The following is a 21,685-nucleotide window of genomic DNA, read 5'->3' on the forward strand; positions in this document are numbered from 1 at the left end:
TCCGCAGCTTGTGCCGGTTGAATTTCGTCGCCGTGTTCTCGGCTGTCCGAGCGGTCGCCATGAACGAACCCTCCTTTTCCGCTTGCTAGTTTTGATAGAAGACTTTTCGGGAGATGGCGACACCGATCAGGAGAAGCATGATGCTGACCGCAAGGGTATACAGCCAAGACATGGCCGCACTGAGCCCGAAGTTTTGCGACGTGAACGCCGTTTCTTTGATGATCTGAGTCACAGGGCTGTCCGCGAAGGAATCGATGATGGTATAGATGATGTTCGTCAGGATGAGCGGGCTGACCATCGGGAAGGTGATCTTCCAGAAGGTTTCGTAGCCGGTCGCCCCTTCCATCTTCGCCACCTCATACATCGAAGTCGGTACGGACTGCAACGCGGCGAGGAAGATCAGAATCTGTACCCCGGAGCTGCGGACAATCTCATAAATCCGCATGACGGCTTCCACGATATAGTCGGTGATGCTGATTGGGAAGCCCGCATGGACAAGCAGGTCCACGATAGCGGCTCCATTGAATTGAGCGGTTCTTGCCATGTCTTCTGCTACAGCCGCATTGCCGACGAGGTTGATAAGACCCGCGGATTCTGCCGCCGAGATGGCGCCGGATGCCAGTATAACCGGCAGGAAGAAGATGGCACGCGCCATTGCCCGTCCGCGGAACTTCTGGTTGAGCAGCACCGCAGAGAACAGGCTGAAGAACAGGATGAGCGGAACGTTGATCAACATGTCAAGGACGGACTCGGTTAGAATCCGATTGAAGTTAGGGTCAACGAACAGGGCGTTATGAAAGTTGCTCCAGCCTACGCTCTCCAGCTTGAATCCGGTCGGATCGATCACCAGCTTGTTGAAGCTGTAGCGAATGGATTCGATAAGCGGCTTCAGGAAGAGTAGCAGGAACCCGATGAGCCACGGCGAGATGAACAACAGGCCGAGCAGCGAGCGTTTACGCGTTAAGGTTAGTCTCATTTTCATTTGCGATCACCGCCTACCGCATAATCGAGAGCGTTCACTTGGACTCCATCCACGGTAACGGGCTTCTCGGTGTAGTTAACGAAGACGGAAGTTCCTCCTTCGTATTTCACTTCTACGACGCCTTCTTCATGGCGAACGTGATCGACGATTTTCTTCGTTTGCAGCTTGCCGAGGACTTCATCGGCCTTTTTGTACATGTCGACGGCTTGATCATACCAATTGGTATACGTCGACGCGAAGCGATCGTCGTAGCGGGTCAGCTTCAGGTCGGAGGAATCCTCATAGCTCCACAGGAAGTGAGGGGCCGTCCCGAGCTCGATGGAGCGAAGAAGCTGCTTCGACAGGTCTTGTTCGTCGGACAGGTTGATGGCTTCGCCGGTGTAGTCCGCAAAGCCGTGGACAACCATCTGATAGAACGGAACCTCTTCATCGGCCAGGTTAAATCCGCTCGTGGAAGTCGGAACGTCAATCAGATGACGGGCATATTCCCAAGCGTAGGAATTGGCACCCGCTACCATCAGGTTCGGATAAGCCGTCTCCAGCTTGCCGAGCTGCTCCGATGCAATGGCCTTCGCCGTTTCCCGGAACATGGTGCGGCTGTTCCGATAATCGGAATTCAACGTGCTGCCGAGATCCCGGAGGCTCAGGGACGAGAGTCCGAGCTTCTTATACGAGGAGGAGAATCTCTCGGTAAAGGAAGGCAGCTTGGACGGAGAGAGCAGGTAATAGGAACCGTAATAATCGTTCATCCGGTTAGTGGCCCGGTCATAATTGGCGAGCATGGAGACATCCCGCGTTACAAACCGAGAAGCATCCGAAGCCGGAGTGAATTTCGAATCGTCGTGGTAAACGAGCTGAAGCGCGACGTCCGGATAAAGCTCTCCGCCCATCGTCTTCAGCTTGTCAGCTAGCTTCTGGAGATCCTTCTTGCTTCCAGAGGCGCTGTCCACTTTGACTTTCGTCGGAGTCTTGTGATTGACGCCTTTGTTGAACCAGCCCGTCAATCTCATCTGCAGGTTGGAAATGCCGTCCTTCCCCAGTTGATCGGCGATGGTTCCCGCCTGATCAAAGGTGGTCATGGACGCAACCGATTGATAAGGGATTCCGAGGAAGAAGGAGCGCTTGTCGATCGTACCGAGGATATCGAGGTAGAACGGAAGCGATTTTTCATCGGTGAGGGCTTGAAGCTTGTTCTCGCTTACGAGCAGATTCTGATAGTGGCGCGCCATGCCCGCATAGCTGGCTTCCTCACCAGAGAGGAAGCTGAAGCGAACGCGGATGTCGCCGCTGTACAGCTTGTTACCGAGCATGTCGATCTGTTGGATCGTGTTGCCCGTATACAGCTCCAGCTCATCTTCTCCGCGAATGGCGTAGGTGCTGTAAGCGTGGTTAAAGGAATTGACCTTGCCGCTGACGTCTGCCGCGATGCTAGCGAGCGCATCTCCCTGCTCGATCACGGCAAACCAGGCTCCGTTCCCCTTCTTCAAGCCGTATACCGGCATTTTGGCGCTTTCCGTAAACTGACCGCGGTTGCGGCTGTTGTCGTTCAGGTCCGTGCCGTACACCTGCTGGACATATTTTTCTTCCTTGATTTTGCCGTTGTTCAGGTGAATCAGGCTGCCCATCCCATCGGGAACGAGCATGTAGCCTTGATCCTGGACCCCGGCAGCTCCGAAGTAGGGAAGAATATCAAGGGTCCGAATGCGATGGTCGCTGCTTTCTTCGACGTGACCGACCGGAACTGTCGCCGTCAGGCCCTTCTCATCCAGCCGGTATTCCAGCGGAATCGTGAACTTCGGCTTGGAGGAATCAGCTCCGGAGGCGGCGCCATGTGCCTCATTGTCCGCAGCCAAGTCTTCATCCGTATAGCCTGCTTGCGCGAAGGCGTCGATCATTTTATTCAGAACGAGCTGTTTCTTCACTTGATCATCAAGACGCTCAAGAACGTTTGCGTCTGTTTTGCTAGGGTAATACCGTTGAGATACATAACGAGCGAGCGATTCGTCGAGCTTGGACAGAACCTTCTCTTCCAAACGCTCCTTCGTAATATACTTCGGCAGAGCGTCGATGCCGAGCGACATATCCCCGAGCGTGTAGGTCACCCGGATGCCGCCCTCAATGCTCTCCAGCTTAAATTGCTTCTTCTCAATGCTTTGAGCAAAGTTGGAATAGGTCTCCAGCGTCCCTACCGTATCCCGAAAGGATAGAACGATTTGCGAGGACAGAACCCCTTTCTCGAAAGGGGAAGCTTTCGCATCCTCGTTGCGGTCCTGAGGGTTGCTGTACCAGATCTGTCCGCTCTTCTTGTCAAGAACGGCGATCTCCGTCGTTTCCGATTGGAGATACAGCCCGTAGTTGGCGTTGTCTGCTACGAGGTCCATGCCCGGTACCCCGGCCGACGAACTGGAGAGCTTCTCCAGTTCCTTACCGGGAGCAAGCTCGGCGGAATCCTTCGCATAAGCCGAAGCCGAAACGGCCGGAGCCCCTACATTTTTGGTATAGATGATGCCGGCGATGACAAGGATGAGGGTGCAGGCCAGCACCAGCATTCCGATTTTTCTCTTGGTCACAGGGTGCGGCCTCCTTTAGGTCCGGAAGATAAGTTCACGGTAAATGTTCATGATAAACTCGTAAATCTGCTGAATCATACTGAAGACCAGTGCACCCAGGAAGACGATGATGACCATGACGATCACGCTCAGGATCATCGTGACGATCGTCTTGCTCGCTGTATATTGATGCACGGTCATAATCCCGACAAACAGCAGCAGAACAAACCAGATGGCTGCGATCGAATTCAGCAGATAGTAAAATGCGGTCTCATCCTGGGCCATGAATCGGCTGAAAAGCGTCATCGGGAAGTAGATCAGGACCATCGGGACGAGAGCGTAGGAGGAAGCCATTACGATCTCGCTGAACTTGCCTTCCCCTTCCAGGAGAGTCGTCACCGACCAGTTGGCGATGCACCACAGGAAGAATGGGAACACCAGGTAAACCAGCTCATTCAGGTTGTTCAATTGACGAGGGTCATTGAAGTTTACCAAAAACCCTGCAAATTGCTTTTGAACGACGATGGCGAGGAAGGTCAGGAAGATGATCGAAAGCGCGACCTTCATCTTGCCTCTCTTCTCGTACTTCAAATCCCAGAACCCATCAAACGGATGAACAATCAGATGAAGCGGAAAAGATACGAAATCACGCAGCACGTTTCATCACCCTCCTTCTTCTCCATTTCAGCAACGGGCGGGCGATCAGGATGCCTGCAACCAACACGATGAACACGGTCATGTACGTTCCGAAGTTTTCTTTCAGGACCTCGGTCCGATGGCGTTTGAAGGCAACGGAATAGTTTTTGCGGTCCATCCCGAGCTTAAAGTATTTCATCGCTGCCTTGTTGTCCTTCTCCAGCAGCTTCGCCTTTCCGATCCCGTTATAGGCGATATCGTAGTTCGCGTTCAGCTTCAGCACTTCTTGCCAGCTTTCAACGGCTTCGCCGTCATCTCCGGCATAGTGATGCTGAATCGCTTCATTGACGTGCTTGCCGAAGAGCGTCGGCTCGAAGACGACCAGATTGGACTTGCCGCGGTCAAGCACGACGATGTTCTCGCCGGACTTCTCAACGGCTACCGGCGTTTTCAACGTCCCGAGCTGATTGCCTTTGCCGCCGAACACGTAGAGCAGGTTGCCTTCGCTGTCATACGTGAAGACACGGCCTTGCGTAGAGTCGAGCGCGCTGTACATGCCGTCGCCCAACACTTTGATATCGACGAATTTGGACGGGCCGACCGATCTTCGGAAGTAGACGTCTCCCGCTACTGCATAATAGCCGTAGCGCTTCAGGACGTCGGCCCCCGAAGGGTTGAGCCGCTTAATCGGCTGATCAGAGCCGGTATCGATATTGGTCGCGTACACGAACCCCTTCTGGTCGATGTCCAGATTTGAGAATTCGGTCGGGATGAAGAGCGTCATCTGGGCTTTCTGCGCCTTGGTGGACAGCAACCTCCAGATGTAGTCGCTATAATCGCGTTGAACTTTGATGGTTCCCGCATAGCCGAGGAACTCGCCCTTCTCATCAAACTGCATGATCCCTTCGTAAACGCCTTGAGCAACGACGAAAATCCGTTTGGCTTTGTCTACCGTTACCTTAAGCGGAACAAACTTGAAGCCTTCCGCCAAAATATCGGATTTGGGCTCCTTGACGATTTTCACCAAATTCCCGTTCGGGTCCAGCACGACGACGCGTTGATTGCCGGTATCGGCAACATAAAGGTTGCCGTCCATATCGACGAAGATACCGGATGCACCCTTAAAGCTGTCTGCTGTTCCGTTGTTATCAAAACCCTTGATCTCTTTGACCAGCTTCCAATTCGCGTCGATGACGACGACACGGGCATTGCCGCTGTCGAGGAGGTAGGATACCCCCGTTTCCGTCGTGTAGAGATCGTTCGGCTCGACAAAGCTGCCGATGCCGAGATCATCTCCCGACAGGGAGAATGAGGGGAGATAAGCGGCAGGCGCCGGCAAGGATTCGTTGTAATACCCGTAATTGTAGCTCTCGTAGGGAGCCTTGGACGCCGCTTGCGCCGGCACCGCACCCGCCGTAAACAGCAGGGAAGCCGCTGCCATCGTGAGAAGCCATTTTTTCGCTGTCAACTGCATTCCCTCCTATTCCTTCATGCCGGATGTGGCCATCGTTTCGATGATTTGGCTCTGCGAGAAGACGAACAGCGTGATCGGAACGCTCATCAGGATAAGCGCTACGGCCGCTCCCGCACCCGCACGGGCAATCCCGCCCTGAATGATCTGGTTCGCGGCAAAGTGCAGCGTCTTCAGCTGCTCGCTCTGAATGAAGCCGTTGCCGTCGCTTCCCCACAGCATTTGGAACAGCAGGATGATCAGCGTCATCCAGGCCGGCTTGACGTTCGGCATGACGATCGTCCAGAAGATCCGGTATTCGCTGGCGCCGTCAATCTTGGCCGCTTCCAGAATCGCGTCCGGAATTTGCTCCATGAACTGCTTCATGAGGTAAAGACCGAGCGAGTACGAGAAGGCCGGGATAATGACAGCCCAGTAGGTGTCCACCATGCCGAGCCAGGACATGATCATGTAGTTCGGCGTTGCGGTAACCGCCGGGGTGAACATCAGGGACAGAACGACGATTTGGAACAGGATCGCCTTGCCCGGAAAATGATGCTTGGCAAGCGGATAAGCTGCGGCCGATGCCAAGATCACGTGGCCTACGATCCCCATTCCGGTGATAAACACCGTGTTAAAAATGTACCGCGAGAACGGAACCCAGGACTGGCTGAGCAGGTTCATGAGGTCCGAGAAGTTGTTCATCGTGGGGTTGCGGACGAACAGACGCGGTGGGAAGAGAAAAATCTCATCCAACGGCTTGAAGGCGTTGTTAATGGCATAAACAAGCGGCAACGCCATAAAGGAACCGACAGCAAGGAGCAGCAGGAACAACGATAAGCTGCCCATGAAGGACCGGTTTACCCGTTTTTGAGGAATCAGCATCCGGATTGACAGGTTCTTCATGTGTTATTCACCCACCTTGCGAAGAAGTTTTTGGACCAAGATGTTGGTGCCGACCATGAGCAGGAAGAGCACCGTCGCGATCGCAGAGGCATAGCCCATTTCGAAGCGAGTTGTACCAAAGTCGATCAAGTGAGTGACTATGGTTTCCCCGGCGTAGTTCACACTCGGGAATCCGGCGAGTGCGATGGACACATCGGCTACCGCGAAGGACGCCGTCAACTGGATAACCGCACCGAACATCAACTGCGGCCGCATGGAAGGAAGGGTGATGTACCACAGCTCCTGCCAGCGGTTCTTAATGCCGTCTACCGCTCCCGCTTCATACAACGTGCGATCGACGGTTTGCAGACCGGCGATGAAGGCCAGGAAGCCCGTACCCAGACTAAGCCACAGCTGAACGATGATGATGATCGGCAGGATGTAGCCTTCCGTCTTGAGCCACAGGATCGGCTCGAGGATAAATCCGTATTTAATCAAGAAGCCGTTCGCGATCCCGTATCGGTCACCCGAGAAAATGATTAACCAGATGAAGAAGATGTTACCGGAGATCGACGGAGCATAGAAAATCAACGTCATGAGCGCCCGCAGCTTCGGAGAAAGCTCGTTGATGATCCAGGCGAAGACAAAGCAGGCGATATAGCTGATCGGGCCGGTAATGATGGCCAGCAGCAGCGTGTTCTTGAGGGCGATGATGAAGACGTCGTCCTCCAGGAACAGCCGGGTGTAGTTCTGCCAACCGATAAACCGGGGGAATTCCAGCATGTTGAAGTAGGTGAAGCTGAGAACGATCGAAATGACAACTGGCAGAACCGTAAAGATACAGAACAGAATCATATACGGTGCCATGAGAACGTACGAGTGCTTGTTAACCTTCATTTCGTGCAGCTTATGCTGCCACCAGGTGCGGGCTCCAAGCGGACGGCCTGCCGGCTGACCGCTCTTGTCTAACGGGGTATTGGTGGATGCCATCGTCGCGGTCCTCCTTACGGCGTAATGTTAAACTCTTCCCGCTTGTTGCGGATTTCATCATTGATGTACTGAATGTAGTCCATGAGTGTCTCTCGTGCCTCTTTTTGACCGACAACGGTTTTATAGAAGGCGTTGAAGAGATGTCGGCCCGTAAAGTAACCGCCGGGAACTTCCGGAACACCGCGAACCCATTCGAACTGGGCTTTCAGGTTGTTGTAGTCTTCCGTCGGCCAAGGCAGGCTGTCGAGCGCGTTGATGTTCGCGGTTGGATAACGGGCAGCTGCACCCATGAGTCCTTCCATCTCGCGTCCGAACAAGGTTTGCGCTTCTTCACTCGTCCACCATTTCATGAACTGCCATGCCGAATCTTTATCCTTGGCATGCTCGAGCATGAGGGTGCCGCTTCCGCCGGCAGGAACGTCCCGGCGAATCGTTCCGTCCGCTTGGAGGGTCCCCGGTACAGGAGCGAAGCCCCACAGGCCGCGGATTTCCGGCGCAAAGACGACAAGTTGGTTGTAAATCGTATAATCGGCTACGCCGATCGGCATTTGACCCGTACGGAAACGGTTCGCGAAGTCATATTCGCGCTCCAGTTTATAGTCCGTGTAATACTCGGTCCATTGCTTGAACGCCTCGACGCCAACCTTGGCATCCAGGTCAGAGGCTTCTCCGTCGTTCTTGTAGAATTGACCGCCGTTCTGGAACAAAAGCGTGGCAAACATGGAGTTCGGCTGCAGGTTGGTCCATTGGTTCGGCGCCTGTGCGACGACGGGCAGTCCGAGGTCCATGTGGTTCTTGTTCAGAACCGCCAGCAGGTTGGCAACATCATCCCACGTTTGCGGAACGCTTAAGCCCAGCTCCTGAAGGACGTCCTTGCGATAGAACAGCATGTTGAAGGTTTGGGTCTCCGGCAGGGCAAAAACCCCGTCGCGATACGTATAAGGCACCATCGCACTGTCCCGGAAGGCTTTGATGGTCTCTTGGAAATCCGGGAACTGGGTCAGGTCGGCTGCGGCATTCCGCATCGCATAGTTGACCGGAAGGTCATTCCCGATCTGCATGGCGACATCCGGTCCTTTGCCGGCCAGAGTAGCAGGCAGCAGCGTACCCATGTTAACCAGCTTCAGGTTTACGCTGATGCCGGTCTTCGGAGTGAACGATTCGTCGATCATCGCCTTGATCGTGTTGGCTTGGTCGCGACCGCTGCCGATCCATACGGTGATCGATTTTGCATCTTCGCTGTTCTCCGACACATTCCCGATCTGGCTGTAGTCGATGAAGAAGGAGTAGAGGAACGTGCCTGCTTCATGCTTCAGCTTCGAGAAGAAGCTCATGCCCTTCGTAGAAGGCTTCTTATTGGTTGGAGTGATCTGAATCGAATCAAACTCCAGCGGCATCTCGCGGGCTTGCTGCAGCCAGGTGCCGAGACCGCCGGTGTTGGTTTTGTAAGCATTCAGCCGACGCGGAATCGTATCCGGCTTTTTGATCATTTCGTCCAGTTGCTGCACCATCGTCTTCAGGAGCGCATCCTGGTCGCCGGTTTGCCCGGACAGTTCGACAAGCTTCTTGGCCGTCGTCTGCAGGCGTTCTTTCTCCGTTTCGAAGGTGGAGAGAAGATCCGGAATTTGCGTATCCAGCCGGTAGTCGCGAACTTCATCGGGCGTAGACCCGGTGATCATCAGGATTTTCCGGTACATGGAGTTCAGGTTCAAAAGGCTGGTTTTCACTTCGTCGATGAGCGGAGCGAACTCGCCCAGCGTCGCTTCCATGCGAAGCACGTGCTTGCCCTTCGTGAGCGGGAACAGATAAGGCTCGTCTCCGCCCATCTTGTCGAGACGATAGCCGCTCTTGTACTTGAAGGCGACATCTTTCATCTCTTCAAAGGGTACCTTGCCGTCGATCGTGAGCTTACGGGTCGAGTAAATGCCGCGAACGAAGTTCTGCTGCGAGATGAAGGACAGGTTGTACAGCCCTTCTTCCTGAACCTCGAATTCCCACTCGATCCATTGGCCCGGCAAGCGCCAGTTGTAGCCGCCGATGGTATTGATGCGCACCTTGGAGGCACTGTAAGGGGACACTGCGGAGCTGGAGCGCTCGCTCTGTGGATAGAGCGTCGGTGAGGATTTGGCACTCGCCTGCTCCGCTTCGATCACGATGGGTTCCCCCGTCGCTTCCTTCATCCCATTCGCTTTTGCCTGCTCAAGCACTTTCTCGTAAGGCAGCGGCGCATCTTCCTGATAGAGCTTGATCTGGGAGATGACCATCGGCTCGCGCGTCGAGACGAGCGTCAGGGTATGCTGGCCTTTCGTGAAATAAAAGAGAAAAGGTTCGACCTCATACCCGTCCGAATCCTTGAAGAAGCCTTCCCTCCATTCGGGATGCTCCACCTGTCTTGGACGAAGGTCATTTCCTTGGTTGTCCTTCTCTACCGCTTCTTTCTCATTGCCCCAAACCCGGTCGAACTGCAAATACTTTGCCTGCTCGAAGGGAGTTTCCCCATCGATCAGCAAAGAGCGTTCGATCGCCGAGCTTTTCCCCTCGACGGGGAAATAGAGAGCCGAGATATTGTAGAGACCCTCCTCATCAACCTGGAAGGTCCACTCTGCTTTTCCCGTCTCTCCTGTATAAAGAGAGGTTCCCGACTGGCCCTCATAGTTTTCCAACCTCTTAAAATCGGTTCCTTCCACCACGCCGGGCTCTCCTGCTTTCAGGACGATCTCCCGGTCAGGGCGAGGCATGGCGCTGTACTGCTTCAAATACTGGCTGTAGGCGATGCCCGTTGGCGCTACCGTCAGGTCCGACTCGCTAGTCGTAGCCGTCTGTTCGGTTGCTGCGGTATTCGTCGATTCCTCTGCATAGAGAACGTGACCGCTGGTAGGCATCAGAAGTCCGATTGCCAGCCACACGGTCAAGATTTTTCCTGCTTTATGAAAACGCCGCTTCTTCCCGCTCATGCTAGTCCCCCTCTCACACACCGCTATTCTCTGCGGCTACTCATAATCCGAATTCTGAGATCAAACACAATGGGGAGGTCTCCACGACATCCCCATTGTGACTCGACCTTTTTTGGTTTATTGACCCAGCTTTTCGATTGCTGCTTGTGCTTGTTGCTTGTATTTCTCAGCAGCAGCCGTTACCGAGGTATTCTTCACGAGAACGTCTTCGACGAATGCATACGTCGGATAGTCCGGATAAGCGTCATCCAAGGTCGTTACGCCCGTACGAGCGATGTGCTGACGAACCATGTCGATGTCTTCTTGGTGCTTGTAAAGGCTTTCCAGGTAATCTTGGCCGGCATATTCTTCCGTAGGAGGAATGTCGAACGTTTCTTCGAAGATTTGGTAGACCAGCTTCGGATCCTTAACACCCTTCGGAATGAACTTGCCGGATTGGGCGGTGTTGGCATAGGTAGCTTCTTTGTTGCCGTTCGGGCCTTGCGGCATCGGAACTACACCGAAGTCAAACTTGGTGTCCGGAAGCATCCATTCAGCAGCGGTGAACATTGCGACATCGCCGTCTTTGAACGTGTTGGATTCGTTCCAGTCCATCTTGTTGCCGGTCTTCACTTTGACAACCTTGTCAACGTTATACATCTTGTTAACAAACTCGGTTGCTTCGATCGTCTTAGGATCGGAAAGACCTTCTTTCTTGTTCGTAGCGTCAACAGTCACGCCGCCGTTCGAAACGGTCAGGTGACGGACGATATCGAGAGACCAGCCAGAGAAGCCCCAAACGTCGGTCTTACCGTCGTTATCGGTGTCTTTCGTAGCTTGCTTAGCGATTTCGAGGAACTTATCCCAGTTCCATTCGCCCTTGTTGTACAGCTCTTGCAGGTCCGGAAGACCGAGCTTCTTGAACACGTCGCGGTTGTAGTGCATGCCGAGACCCAGTACAACGGGGTTGTCGAATGCGTATTCGCCGCCTGCGATAGCCGGCAGTTTTTCCAGCAGATTGTGTTCCTTGTTGATATTGTTTTCCGGAGTGGTGTATTCGCTAACCGGAAGCAGTTGACCCTTCAGGATAGCAGGCAGAGCGGATTTGTATTCCATTTGCACGATATCAGCGAACGGTTCGCCAGCCAGTACCGTGGTCGTGAATTTGTTCATGTACTCTTCAAACGGTACATTGACGAATTCGAATTTAACGTTGTATTTTTTCTCAACCTCAGCGATCTTCTCAAGACGGGCTTTCTCGCCTGCCGTGTTGCCAGCCGGCTTCAGATCCCACCATGCCGATACCTTGATCACGCGGCCGCCAAGGTCCGGTACTTCTTCCGGCGTAGGCGTGGCAGCCGGCGCAGTCGATGCGCTGGGGCTGGTAGCGTTTTCAGAAGGAGATGTACTTGGGGATGCCTCTTTGCCACCGCAAGCCGAAAGCGAAAGCATCATGCCTGCAAGCAAAATTGTAAGCACTTTCATCTTTTTCATGAATAAACCTCCCATTTGATTTGTGGACATCAGATGTACGATTGCTGGCATACATTTGACCCCGACCCATTCCTTGCATTCTTGCCTCATGAACCAATAAGACAAGTCAAAAACAAAACCAATAACCACCACCGTTTGTTATTCATTTTGTTTTGTTTTACAAAAAAAATAATAACATCGTATGCTAGTTCCGTCAATAAAGATTTATTTGATTTTCCAACGGATATTCAAGTTTTTTGAAATTATAAGGAACTGTGATCCAACTCACTGTCATTTTCGATCCTTTGGTATCGATTTCATTCCCAAAGAGATCGCTTTCAACAACTTGAAGGGCTTTTTCCTTCTTTTCTTCTTAGAATGACTAGCGCTTTCATAATAACCTAACAAAAAGAGGGTTTGCCTGGGGCAAACCCTCTCCTTTCGTTCGAGTTCGTTTGGGTCAGGATACGGTTTCCTTCACTAGCGCGAAGGATTCCCGCACCATGACATCCGCCTGGATGAGCAGCTTTTCGAAGGAGGTCGTCCGGTTCTGGATTCTCCACAACAGAAGATCCACCGCGCGCCGCCCCAGAAGCTCCTCATTCACGTTCACCGTGGCGAGGATGGGCATCTCCTCGTAGGTATTGTCAAAGCCGGTTACCGCCACTTGACCGGGAACACTGATGCCGATCCTCTGCATGGTTTCGATCGCGAAGGTGGCCACCGTATCGTTGACGCATACGAAGACTTCAGGAAGCTCCTGTCCCTCCAGCATATCGGGGAGCAGGCCGTGAATGTTCTCCACCTCCGGGCTGATCAGAGCTGGAATCTGCTGATGGGGAATATCAAATTCCTCCAGCGTCGCTCGAAAGGTGATCCAGCGCTCGTAGTAGCTCTGGGCGTCGCGGATGTTTCCGATGAATTGATACTTTTTGTACCCGCGGCTGATCAGCTTGATCATCAGCTCTCTCATGCAGGACAGGTTATCGGTGAAGACCATATCGCAGTGGAAGGCTGGATCCAGATGGTCGACCATCACCACCGGGATGTTGAGCCGCTTGATCTCAAGGAGAATGGGAGTAGAGATCGACCCCACTGTCACGATGCCTTGAATGGCATCCGGGTTCAGCAGGGTAAACAAGCGGTCCCCCGTCGGCTCCGTCAGCGTCAGGATATCGCGCCCCTTCTGATTCAGTCGAGCAGATATTCCGTCAAACAGCGGCCCCCAATACAAGGAGTCCTTGTTTTGGTACCGGATATTCGGAAAGAGCACAAGAATGGTTCCCGATCCTTCTCTCGATTCAGGCTGCAGGCGTTCGGCTTCCTCGGTCATCGGCCGGGACTTAAAATACCCGAGTTGACCCGCAGCTCGCAGAATCATCTCCCTCGTCTGGCTGCTAACGCCGGATTTACCGGACAGTGCGCGCGAGACAGCAAATTTGGATACCCCGGTCAAGTCTGCTATTTGTTGAATGGTTACTTTGCCCCGCATCCTCATCATCCTATATTCCGCAGTTTTTAGAAGCTCTAGGCGACTCTTCGGTTATCGCTATCCCAAGAATGTTTGTTCGGTTGAGTGGTTTTTGTGCCGCCACATTTGTTATTCTACAACATAACGTTTTGTTGTAAAACTGTTTTTTTTCGACACTCAAAAAAACCGCGAAAAATCCGCTATTTATACGAAAAAAGGGGTCGAACTACCTATCAAGTAAGCGCTATCTGAAAACCCATTCTTTATCCTGCCCCCATTCCGTTTTTCGACGTTAGGAAAAAAGGAGCACCGATCACCAAACGAAAAGGACCCGCTCCCGCGAGTCCTCCTTCTATCGATCTTCCCCATTATACCTGACTGTTTCCGCTTCTCTTCCCTAAACCGATTCACGAAAGACCGGATCCGCATAAACCAAGGTTTTCTCCGGATGGGAGCCCGGGTGCTCGATTCTCCACAGCATCTTGTCCGCCGCTCTTGCTCCGAGGTGCTCCAGGTTGACATGAACGGTCGTGAGCAGCGGCTCCGCATCCGGTCTTGAATCATCGAAGCCCGTTACGCCGACTTGCCCGGGGATGGAGATTCCGAGCTCCTTGCAAGCCTTCAGGACGAGAGCAGCCGTATCGTCGTTCGAGCAGACAAAGACATCCGGCAGACGATCCTTGCGAAGCACCCGAGGGATGACCTGCTCCAGGGAGTCCCGGCTGATCAGATCCGGATTCTGCTCATAGGGAAGGCCGTACTCCTCCAGAACCGAGCGGAATGCAAGCCTTCTCTCTTGAAAAGAAAGCCCGCCGCCGGGGTCGCCGACAAATTGAAAGCGGCGGCAGCCTTTGCTGATCAGCTTGACGACCAGCTCGCGCATGGAGGAAAAATGGTCCGTTGTGATGATATCGCAAGGAAAAGCGGGATCGGCATGGTCCACCATGACTACCGGGATTCCAAGCCGTCTCATCTCCAGCAGATTCGGCGTGGACACCGGGCCTAACACGATGATTCCTTTGAGCGCGACCGGATTCAGCAATTGAAACATGGAATCCCCCGAAGGCTCGGTCAGGGTCAACACATTATAAGGACAAGAAGTCAACCGGGAAGCAATGCCGTCGAACACCGAGCTCCAGGAGGTCGATGTCCGGGATTGCGCCCGAATGCTCGGAAAAAGCACGAGGATGGCGCCGGATGCAGGAACAAGCGTTGGAATTGCCGAAGGCAGCTCTCTCTTTGGTTCTCTTGCTGCCGGACGAGCATCCTTTGCTTCCTTTCGTTTGTAGTACCCCAGCTGTCCCGCTGTGCGTACAATCAGTTCTCTCGTCTCTTCGCTAACCCCTGGCTTGCCCGATAAGGCACGGGAAACGGCGAACTTGGATTTGCCGGTTAAATCGGCTATCTCTTGTATGGTCACTTTATTTTTCATTGTTGCCTCATCCTACTCTCGACAGTCTGGGGACTTCCCCTCACTCCTCTACAAAGAGTAGCATACCGCCCCGGTTCAGTACAATTTCAAGCGCTTTCTTGGAGAAAAACCCGACCGAAATTCGGTTCAGCCGGGAAAAACGTACCGAACCCTCAAAGAAAAACCGCTTCTCCGCATAGGGAGAAACGGTTGACAGTCGATGCGAGTTTAGCAGGAATGAGTCGATCATTATGCCTTGGACAGAACATCCGTGAGCACTGGAACGACCTGCAGCTTGCGGGAGACTACGCCCTTCAGGACAGCCTTGCGGTCTGCAAGGGTGACGCCAAAGGCTTCTTCTACGGCTTGCGAAGCGCGGCCGAGCACGAGAGCCGTGGAATCGTTCTTCAGGATGTCGGTCACGACGAAGAGGAAGAGGTCCAGGTCCTTCTCCTGAATGATGCGGCTGAGCGCATCCTCCAGCTCGACCTGGCGGGCGAAGACTTCTGCCGGGTCCACGGCGTTGACCTGGGCGATCTCCACCTTGCTCTTGCCCATGCCGAATTCCTTAGCGTCCAGGGAAAGAAGCTCGGCGATCGTCTTCTGGCTGAGGTCTGCTCCCGCCTTCAGCATCTTCAAGCCGTATTCCTCTGCGTTCACGCCTGCGATCTCGGCCAGCTCCAGCGCAGCTGCACGATCTTCGTCCGTAAACGTCGGCGATTTGAAGAGGAGTGAGTCTGACAGGATGGCGGACAGCATCAGCCCGGCAATATTCGCCGGAACCGGTACCCCCTTCTCCTTAAACAGCTTGAGGATGATCGTCGCGGTGCAGCCTACCGGCTCTGCGCGATAGTATAGCGGTCCTGACGTTTCGAAGTTGGCGATCCGATGATGGTCCACCACTTCCTTCACTTGAACATGCTCGATTCCGTTCGCGCTTTGCTGCTTTTCGTTATGATCGACGAGAATAACGCCTGCCTTCACGCCTTCCACGGTCTCGATCAGGCGCGGAGCTTCCACCCCGAACGTATCGAGCGCGTATTGGGTTTCACCGTTGACGGCTCCGAGACGAACCGCTTCCACCTCAAAGCCGAGGCTTGTCTTGAGCGCCGCGTAGGCGAGCGCCGAGCAGATGGAATCCGTGTCCGGGTTTTTGTGTCCGAAGATCAAAGTCTTTTCCATAATCCGACTCCTTATATATTGAAGAGTATAAATCCCTATGCGTGCTTGAACAAACACGCGCTTGCTACGATTATACCTTGCAGCCAGAGGATTTTCACCCCCGAAAGACTTTAGGAACGCATCAGCACGCGCAAAAAGCGGACGGCGTTCGCAATGTCCACCTCGGGGCGTACGCCGTCCTCCCTTTCAATGGTCAGGTATCCCTCGTACCCGATGCTGCGAAGGGCTCGCAAGCAGGATGGCCAGTCAACGGCTCCGCTCCCGAGCGGCGTCTCCAGAAAATGTGGGCCGAATATCGCGAAATCGCGGTCCACCTCCAGCGAGTTCCGGTTAAAGCCGGGCGCTCCGTACACTTGGCGAGGATCGACGGGTCTCAAGCGGATTCCATCCTTGGCGTGGACGTGAACAATATACTCCCGCAGGGTGTGGACCCCCTGCACCGGATCATCCCCCATCACCATAACCAGGTTGGCGGGATCGTAATTGACCGCGATACCCTTCGTTCCGAGGGAATCCAGGAAGGCCTTAAGCCGGGCGGCCGGCTCCGGCCCGGTCTCCACCGCCAGCCGAAGACCAAGCGATTCAGCGTATAGGCCAAGCTCCATGCAGGCTCGCTGCATGGCGGCGTAGGCCGGCGTTCCCTCCTCCTCCGGCACGATACCGATGTGGGTCGAAACCACCGGCGTGCCGAGATCCGCAGCGAGTTCAAGCACGCGCTTGACCTGCCGGATTCGCCGCCCATTCTCTCCCGCATCCTGAAACCCATGGCCGCCAAAATCACCGACGAGCGCGGACAAGCCCAGGCCGAGCTCATCGAGTCTGCGAACCAGTGCTCTCCGATCAGACGGCTGCAGCTTCTCCGGGTCCATCTCTCCCGATACGGCATAGAGCTGTACCCCGTCGGCTCCAGCCTGCTTGGCCTTGAGCAGATTCTCCTCCAGCCCGGCGCGAAAGCTGTCCGCAATCACGCCGATTTTGTTCGGCTCGTCCATCTCTTGTCCTCCTTTTTCGTTGGAAACGCTAGGACAGCTCGGTAAGCCATTCCTCCGGTACCCGGGGAACCAATCCTTCCTCCGCCGCCCGGTTCAGCAAGGCCCTCACGGCATTCCTGCCCTCTTGTCCGAGGTCCTCCGTGTACTCGTTTACGTACAGCTTGATATGGGCGTCCGCCACCTGCGGGTCCATCTCCTGGGCATGCTGGAGCACGTAAGGCCTCGAGTCCTCCGGGTTCTTCCAGGCATGACGCACGGAAGCCCGAATCCATTCCGCCAAGGCCTTCCGGTCGAGGCTTCGTCTGGCAACGATCGCACCGAGCGGAATGGGCAGCCCGGTATCCAGCTCCCACCATGCCCCCATATCGGCGAGAAGCGTCAAACCATAAGCCGGGTAGGTAAAGCGCGCCTCGTGAATAACGAGCCCGGCGTCGATCTCCCCGTCTCGCACGGCAGCCATGATGCGATCGAACGGCATGACGACGATCTCGCCGACACCGTTCGGGACATGACGGGCGGCCCACAGGCGAAAGAGCAGGTAGGCCGTCGAGCGGTCACTCGGAACGGCCACCCGTTTTCCGGCGAGGAAGGCGGGGTCGGACGAGCCGTCCCGCGTCAGCACGAGCGGCCCGCAGCCTCTTCCTAGTGCTCCCCCGCAGGGGAGAAGCGCGTACTCCTTCAGCATCCAAGGGAGCGCGGCGTAGGAAACCTTGAGCACCTCGGGACCGTCCGGCTGCAGGGCAAGGCTGTTCGTCACGTCGATGTCGGCATAGGTGACGTCAAGCGGCGGTGCGCCGGGAATCCGGCCGTGGACCCAGGCATGAAAGACAAAGGTATCATTCGGGCAAGGGGAAAAGGCGATGCGCATCATTCGTTTAAAGCCTCCTTCACGATCAAGGCTGCCGCTTCGAGCGCGGCGAAGGCCTCCTTCATCCGCCAGGCCCCGCGGTCACGGGGGCCGACGGCGTTGGAGATCGCGCGCAGCTCGGCAAACGGCAGGCCGAAGAGCTGCGCGGCTTCTGCGACGCCGAAGCCCTCCATGCCTTCGGCGGCAGCTCCGGGCACCCGGCGGCTGCGAGCCGCCAGGGTCTCCGCCGTCCCGGTGACGGTGCTGACCGTCAGCACCGGGCCTTCCACGGCGGAGAGCCCCGCTTCCCGCAGCAGCCGCAGCAGCCACCCCGCCGCGTGCGGATCGGCGGGGTAACGACTTACGCCGAAGCCGAGCTCCTCCAGCGGGAGGAAGCCTCCTCCCGGCTGGTCCGTCTCCGGCGTCTCGGCGCCCAGGTCGGCGGCGACGCTCTCCGTCGCCACGACGAGCTCGTCCGGCCGTGCTCGGCCGGGGAAGCCGCCGCCGATGCCAGCGCTCACGACGAGCGCGTAAGCGCCGGGAGCCGCAGCCAGCAGCGCCGCCGTTCGCGCGGCCGCGGCAGCGGGGCCGACGCCGGCCAGGGCCAGTTGGACGCGCGGGGAATCGGCGAGCGGCGCGAGGGCGACGAGCTCGGCCTCGACGGCGGCGAGCACGAGCACCTTGCCGGTGCGGGAGGAAGGTTGGGTCATTGCGGCAGCTCCTTGTTCGTTCGTATTCTCCTTAAAAGTGTATAGTCCCCCCTCGGCAAAAGCAAATGAGGCGCTCGGGCGGCTTCAAGCCCTGGACTCCTCACACGAAAAAGGCTCCCCTGCCCAAATGGTTGGGTCAGGGGAGCCTTATCCTGGAAGTCTACTTCGCTTATTTGTCCGCCGCTTCATCCCGCGCGGCGAGCAAGGTGCTCAAGGCTTGCTCCAGCTCCCGTTCGGAGAGGGCTTCGGCAAGGACCTCGCGGAAGGTAGCCGTTGCGGCTTCCACCTTCGCATCGCCCAGCTCCGTCAGCGCCGTGTAGATGCTGCGGCGGTCTTCATCACAAGCATGACGCTGCAGAACACCGCAAGTCTTCGCTTCGAAGCGGCTGACAAGCCGGGAGACGGCGCTCTGGCTGAGGCCGATCATGCCCTCCAGCTGCTGCAGCCTCAGCTTTTTGTTTGGAGCGACAGACAGGAAATAGAGCAAGTAAAAGTCGTTAAGCGACAGCCGATGGCGGGCCTGCAATTCCTGTTCCAGCTTTGCAGCGACGCCCAGTTGGACCTGGGTGAGCGCGAGCCACCCGTCAATCAGCCCGTTCGGTTGCTCCTTCATACTACCTCCTGTTACTTTCGAATGGTGTATCCTCTCTCCAGCGCCTTCGGAATGTCCGTGCTCTTTCCAAGCGCTTCGGCAGCATTCAGCGTCCAGTTGGGATCTCTCAGCATCCCGCGGCCGACGGCCACCAGCTCGGCATCTTCATTGCCGATCACCGCATTCGCGAGTGCCGGATCATCCAATCGTCCCACGGCGATCACCGGTACGTCAAGGGCTTCTTTGAGCTTCCGGGCAAGCGGCACTTGGTAGCCCGCATGCGTGCCGGGACGTCCGGCAGCCCCGATCGGGCCTTCGCCTCCGGCGCTGACATGGAACACATCAACCCCTGCATCGCGGTAAACCTTGCTGAACGCGATGCTTTCCTCGATGCCATAACCGCCATCCACAAATTCCTGTGCGGAAATGCGGAGCAAGAGCGGCATATCAGCCGGCATTTCTTCCTTCGCAGCGCGGATGATCTCCGCTCCGAAGAGGGTTCGATCCTGTCCGTATTCATCCGTTCTCTTGTTGGTGAGCGGAGAATGGAATTGATGGATCAGGTATCCATGAGCACCGTGAATCTCGATGGTATCAAAGCCCGCCTTGACGGCGCGGCGCACCGCGTGACGGAACTTCTCCACCATGTCCTTGACTTCAGCGGTCGTCAATTCCCGCGGGGTCTTCCAGCCTTCATCGAACGGAATCGGCGACGGTCCTACCGGAACCTCAGCATCCTCTGCCTTGCGGCCGGCATGGGCAATCTGAATGCCCACCTTGGCTCCGTAAGTATGACTGGCTTCGACGATGCGAGCAAGCGGCGCAATGTGGTCATCCGACCAGAGCCCGAGGTCATAATCGGAAATGCGGCCATCCGGCTCTACATCGGTCATCTCAATAATGACCAATCCGGTGCCTCCGATCGCGCGGCTCACATAATGCAGGTAGTGCCAATCGGTGGCAACCCCGTCCTTGTTCGGCACCGAATATTGGCACATCGGCGGAAGGACAACCCGGTTTTTCAATTCTAGGCCCTTGATGCGATAAGGCGTAAACAAATCGTTCATGATCTCCACTCCCTCAATACGGAATAGTCGGCAGCCCAGTCTCTCTTAGGCTCCCAAGTGAAACACGGCTCTATGCCTGGTCATGCATTCATAAGGAGGGGAGCAGCATCTTGCCTCCAAGTTCTCACAACCTCCAATGCCACACACGAGGTGCTCAACCTATTGGACAGGTGATATGGAGCGGGGGGAGACTTGCTCAAGATCAGACACTCATGAAAAAGGGAAGTATTCCATTCGAGCTCTTCTCCATCCATCCTTATAAATGCATGCACATGCATGTAATTGCAGTATACTCCCTCTCTTCGTTTGCCGTCAACCTCCCTTTGTATTCTTTTCGCAGTCCGAATCCTGCTCAAAAGCTCCGCCCTTTGGGGGCCCCATGAATGGATCAGAACGCCAAAAAGGACCGGATCGCCATCCTGCAGCGAACCGATCCTCAATTAGGCTTCTCGTGTTACCCTGATACTTCTCCCCATGTTGCCCCTATGCTTCTACCATTACCTTAGTGCCATACTGCTGGCGCTGCCTTCCACGCTTATTCTTGCGGCAGGCTCGCCGTATACGCCAGCACGGCATCTCGCAGGAAACGGGACGCCCCCTCCCGATGCTTGTCGTAGTAAGCGGTGAACCGCTCGTCATCGACGTACATCTGGGCGACGCCTGCATGTGCCTGCGGCGAGTACGAGCCCCAATGGGACGTGATCCACTCCCGGTGCAGCTCGGCCGCACGCAGGGCCGCTTCGCCGGAGGGGTTCTTCTCATCCATGCCTCGGAGCAGGGCGGCAAGCATCGCTTCCTCCGTTTCGCACAGCCTGCGGTAATCCGCCTCCGTCATGCCGTTCCATTGTTTCTTGCTCTCCTCGTAAGCCGCTTCTCCATAGCGCTCCCGGACCTCCTGTCCGTAGTTGCGCTCATTGTCCTCCAGCTTCTCGCGCTTGAAGGCTTCAAATTTCTGTTGATCGCTCATGACGATTCTCCCTTCCGCTGCATACAGCGTCTTCTCGACGCTTGCAATGAGCCGGTCCAGTTGCATCCGCTTCTCCACCAGGCGTTCCCGGTGCTCCCGAAGCGCGGCCGACGCATCGAAGCCCGGCGAATGGACGACGTCGCGAATCTCTTCCAGGGGCATACCGAGCTCGCGGTAAAAGAGAATCTGCTGCAGCAAATCCACCTCCGCTGCTCCATAAATCCGATACCCGGACGAGTTCACGCGTCCCGGCGCAAGCAGCCCGAGCTCGTCGTAATAACGCAGCGTTCTCGTGCTGATGCCCGCTAATTTCGCCAGCTTTTGAATGGTGTATTCCACCGGATGCACCTCCCGACTTCCCTCAGCTTAAACGTTTCCGCAACGTGAAGGTCAAGCGCCATTTTTAGCCCTTTTTATGTCTCAATCGAAAAAGCAGTTCCCGCCTATTCGCAAGGAACCGCCTCGGAAACCGCCTCGAATCAAAGGATTCCTTCGGTCCAGGTACCGCTCCTTTATTCTTTCTTGAGAATTGCGCGATATCCTGTTCA

The 21,685-nt window shown here is 55.5% G+C and carries 17 protein-coding genes; all 17 read right to left on the reverse strand.

Translation table 11 applies throughout. The features are described 5' to 3' along the window. Positions 1-85: 85 nt before the first annotated feature. The 17 genes from AAFN83_RS14345 to AAFN83_RS14425 all read right to left on the reverse strand — a co-directional run bounded on the left by AAFN83_RS14345 (position 86) and on the right by AAFN83_RS14425 (position 21,476). Positions 86-982 (reverse strand): carbohydrate ABC transporter permease, encoded by an 897-nt coding sequence (locus tag AAFN83_RS14345; protein ID WP_347770508.1) that lies wholly within the window; start codon positions 980-982, stop codon positions 86-88. Continuing rightward, entirely contained in the window at positions 979-3,552 is a 2,574-nt protein-coding gene (locus AAFN83_RS14350; RefSeq protein ID WP_347770509.1) for a DUF5696 domain-containing protein, read from the reverse strand. The genes AAFN83_RS14345 and AAFN83_RS14350 overlap by 4 nt, the downstream gene beginning before the upstream one ends. Positions 3,553-3,567: 15 nt before the next feature. Next, entirely contained in the window at positions 3,568-4,188 is a 621-nt protein-coding gene (locus AAFN83_RS14355; RefSeq protein WP_347770511.1) for a YIP1 family protein, read from the reverse strand. Beyond that, positions 4,178-5,641, reverse strand: coding sequence for a gluconolactonase (locus AAFN83_RS14360; protein WP_347770513.1), 1,464 nt, complete (start codon positions 5,639-5,641; stop codon positions 4,178-4,180). The genes AAFN83_RS14355 and AAFN83_RS14360 overlap by 11 nt, the downstream gene beginning before the upstream one ends. A 6-nt stretch (positions 5,642-5,647) precedes the next feature. Beyond that, positions 5,648-6,523 (reverse strand): carbohydrate ABC transporter permease, encoded by an 876-nt coding sequence (locus AAFN83_RS14365; protein WP_347770515.1) that lies wholly within the window; start codon positions 6,521-6,523, stop codon positions 5,648-5,650. Between the two features lie 3 nt (positions 6,524-6,526). Then, complete coding sequence (locus AAFN83_RS14370; RefSeq protein WP_347770766.1) at positions 6,527-7,399, reverse strand: carbohydrate ABC transporter permease; 873 nt, start codon at positions 7,397-7,399, stop codon at positions 6,527-6,529. Between the two features lie 107 nt (positions 7,400-7,506). Continuing rightward, a complete protein-coding gene (locus AAFN83_RS14375) occupies positions 7,507-10,446 on the reverse strand; it encodes an extracellular solute-binding protein (protein WP_347770517.1) in 2,940 nt (979 codons plus the stop codon). Between the two features lie 117 nt (positions 10,447-10,563). Beyond that, the gene (locus AAFN83_RS14380) at positions 10,564-11,919 is read right to left on the reverse strand and encodes an ABC transporter substrate-binding protein (protein ID WP_347770519.1); all 1,356 of its coding nucleotides are present in this window, start codon (positions 11,917-11,919) and stop codon (positions 10,564-10,566) included. Positions 11,920-12,358: 439 nt separating this feature from the next. Then, the gene (locus tag AAFN83_RS14385) at positions 12,359-13,390 is read right to left on the reverse strand and encodes a LacI family DNA-binding transcriptional regulator (RefSeq protein WP_347770521.1); all 1,032 of its coding nucleotides are present in this window, start codon (positions 13,388-13,390) and stop codon (positions 12,359-12,361) included. A gap of 376 nt (positions 13,391-13,766) precedes the next feature. Beyond that, positions 13,767-14,801 (reverse strand): LacI family DNA-binding transcriptional regulator, encoded by a 1,035-nt coding sequence (locus AAFN83_RS14390; RefSeq protein WP_347770523.1) that lies wholly within the window; start codon positions 14,799-14,801, stop codon positions 13,767-13,769. 228 nt (positions 14,802-15,029) lie between these two features. Continuing rightward, positions 15,030-15,962, reverse strand: coding sequence for a manganese-dependent inorganic pyrophosphatase (locus tag AAFN83_RS14395; RefSeq protein ID WP_347770525.1), 933 nt, complete (start codon positions 15,960-15,962; stop codon positions 15,030-15,032). A 110-nt stretch (positions 15,963-16,072) separates the two neighbouring features. Then, complete coding sequence (locus tag AAFN83_RS14400) at positions 16,073-16,954, reverse strand: sugar phosphate isomerase/epimerase family protein (RefSeq protein ID WP_347770527.1); 882 nt, start codon at positions 16,952-16,954, stop codon at positions 16,073-16,075. A 28-nt stretch (positions 16,955-16,982) separates the two neighbouring features. Beyond that, complete coding sequence (locus AAFN83_RS14405; RefSeq protein WP_347770768.1) at positions 16,983-17,822, reverse strand: 1,4-dihydroxy-6-naphtoate synthase; 840 nt, start codon at positions 17,820-17,822, stop codon at positions 16,983-16,985. Further along, positions 17,822-18,511 (reverse strand): futalosine hydrolase, encoded by a 690-nt coding sequence (locus AAFN83_RS14410; RefSeq protein ID WP_347770529.1) that lies wholly within the window; start codon positions 18,509-18,511, stop codon positions 17,822-17,824. The genes AAFN83_RS14405 and AAFN83_RS14410 overlap by 1 nt, the downstream gene beginning before the upstream one ends. A 169-nt stretch (positions 18,512-18,680) precedes the next feature. After that, a complete protein-coding gene (locus tag AAFN83_RS14415) occupies positions 18,681-19,124 on the reverse strand; it encodes a MarR family winged helix-turn-helix transcriptional regulator (RefSeq protein WP_347770531.1) in 444 nt (147 codons plus the stop codon). A gap of 11 nt (positions 19,125-19,135) precedes the next feature. Further along, a complete protein-coding gene (locus tag AAFN83_RS14420; RefSeq protein ID WP_347770533.1) occupies positions 19,136-20,170 on the reverse strand; it encodes an NADH:flavin oxidoreductase/NADH oxidase in 1,035 nt (344 codons plus the stop codon). Positions 20,171-20,705: 535 nt separating this feature from the next. Next, complete coding sequence (locus AAFN83_RS14425) at positions 20,706-21,476, reverse strand: MerR family transcriptional regulator (RefSeq protein ID WP_347770534.1); 771 nt, start codon at positions 21,474-21,476, stop codon at positions 20,706-20,708. Positions 21,477-21,685 lie beyond the last annotated feature (209 nt).

The organism is Gorillibacterium sp. CAU 1737, assembly GCF_039888655.1.
In the GTDB taxonomy this organism is placed as follows: Bacteria; Bacillota; Bacilli; order Paenibacillales; family NBRC-103111; genus Gorillibacterium.

Excerpts from the sequence above, each read along its gene's own strand:
- AAFN83_RS14345 (WP_347770508.1), bottom strand. The coding sequence starts at position 982 with ATGAAAATGAGACTAACCTTAACGCGTAAACGCTCGCTGCTCGGCCTG.
- AAFN83_RS14360 (WP_347770513.1), bottom strand. The coding sequence starts at position 5,641 with ATGCAGTTGACAGCGAAAAAATGGCTTCTCACGATGGCAGCGGCTTCC.
- AAFN83_RS14365 (WP_347770515.1), bottom strand. The coding sequence starts at position 6,523 with ATGAAGAACCTGTCAATCCGGATGCTGATTCCTCAAAAACGGGTAAAC.
- AAFN83_RS14370 (WP_347770766.1), bottom strand. The coding sequence starts at position 7,399 with ATGAAGGTTAACAAGCACTCGTACGTTCTCATGGCACCGTATATGATT.
- AAFN83_RS14375 (WP_347770517.1), bottom strand. The coding sequence starts at position 10,446 with ATGAGCGGGAAGAAGCGGCGTTTTCATAAAGCAGGAAAAATCTTGACC.
- AAFN83_RS14380 (WP_347770519.1), bottom strand. The coding sequence starts at position 11,919 with ATGAAAAAGATGAAAGTGCTTACAATTTTGCTTGCAGGCATGATGCTT.
- AAFN83_RS14385 (WP_347770521.1), bottom strand. The coding sequence starts at position 13,390 with ATGCGGGGCAAAGTAACCATTCAACAAATAGCAGACTTGACCGGGGTA.
- AAFN83_RS14390 (WP_347770523.1), bottom strand. The coding sequence starts at position 14,801 with ATGAAAAATAAAGTGACCATACAAGAGATAGCCGATTTAACCGGCAAA.
- AAFN83_RS14395 (WP_347770525.1), bottom strand. The coding sequence starts at position 15,962 with ATGGAAAAGACTTTGATCTTCGGACACAAAAACCCGGACACGGATTCC.
- AAFN83_RS14400 (WP_347770527.1), bottom strand. The coding sequence starts at position 16,954 with ATGGACGAGCCGAACAAAATCGGCGTGATTGCGGACAGCTTTCGCGCC.
- AAFN83_RS14405 (WP_347770768.1), bottom strand. The coding sequence starts at position 17,822 with ATGCGCATCGCCTTTTCCCCTTGCCCGAATGATACCTTTGTCTTTCAT.
- AAFN83_RS14410 (WP_347770529.1), bottom strand. The coding sequence starts at position 18,511 with ATGACCCAACCTTCCTCCCGCACCGGCAAGGTGCTCGTGCTCGCCGCC.
- AAFN83_RS14415 (WP_347770531.1), bottom strand. The coding sequence starts at position 19,124 with ATGAAGGAGCAACCGAACGGGCTGATTGACGGGTGGCTCGCGCTCACC.
- AAFN83_RS14420 (WP_347770533.1), bottom strand. The coding sequence starts at position 20,170 with ATGAACGATTTGTTTACGCCTTATCGCATCAAGGGCCTAGAATTGAAA.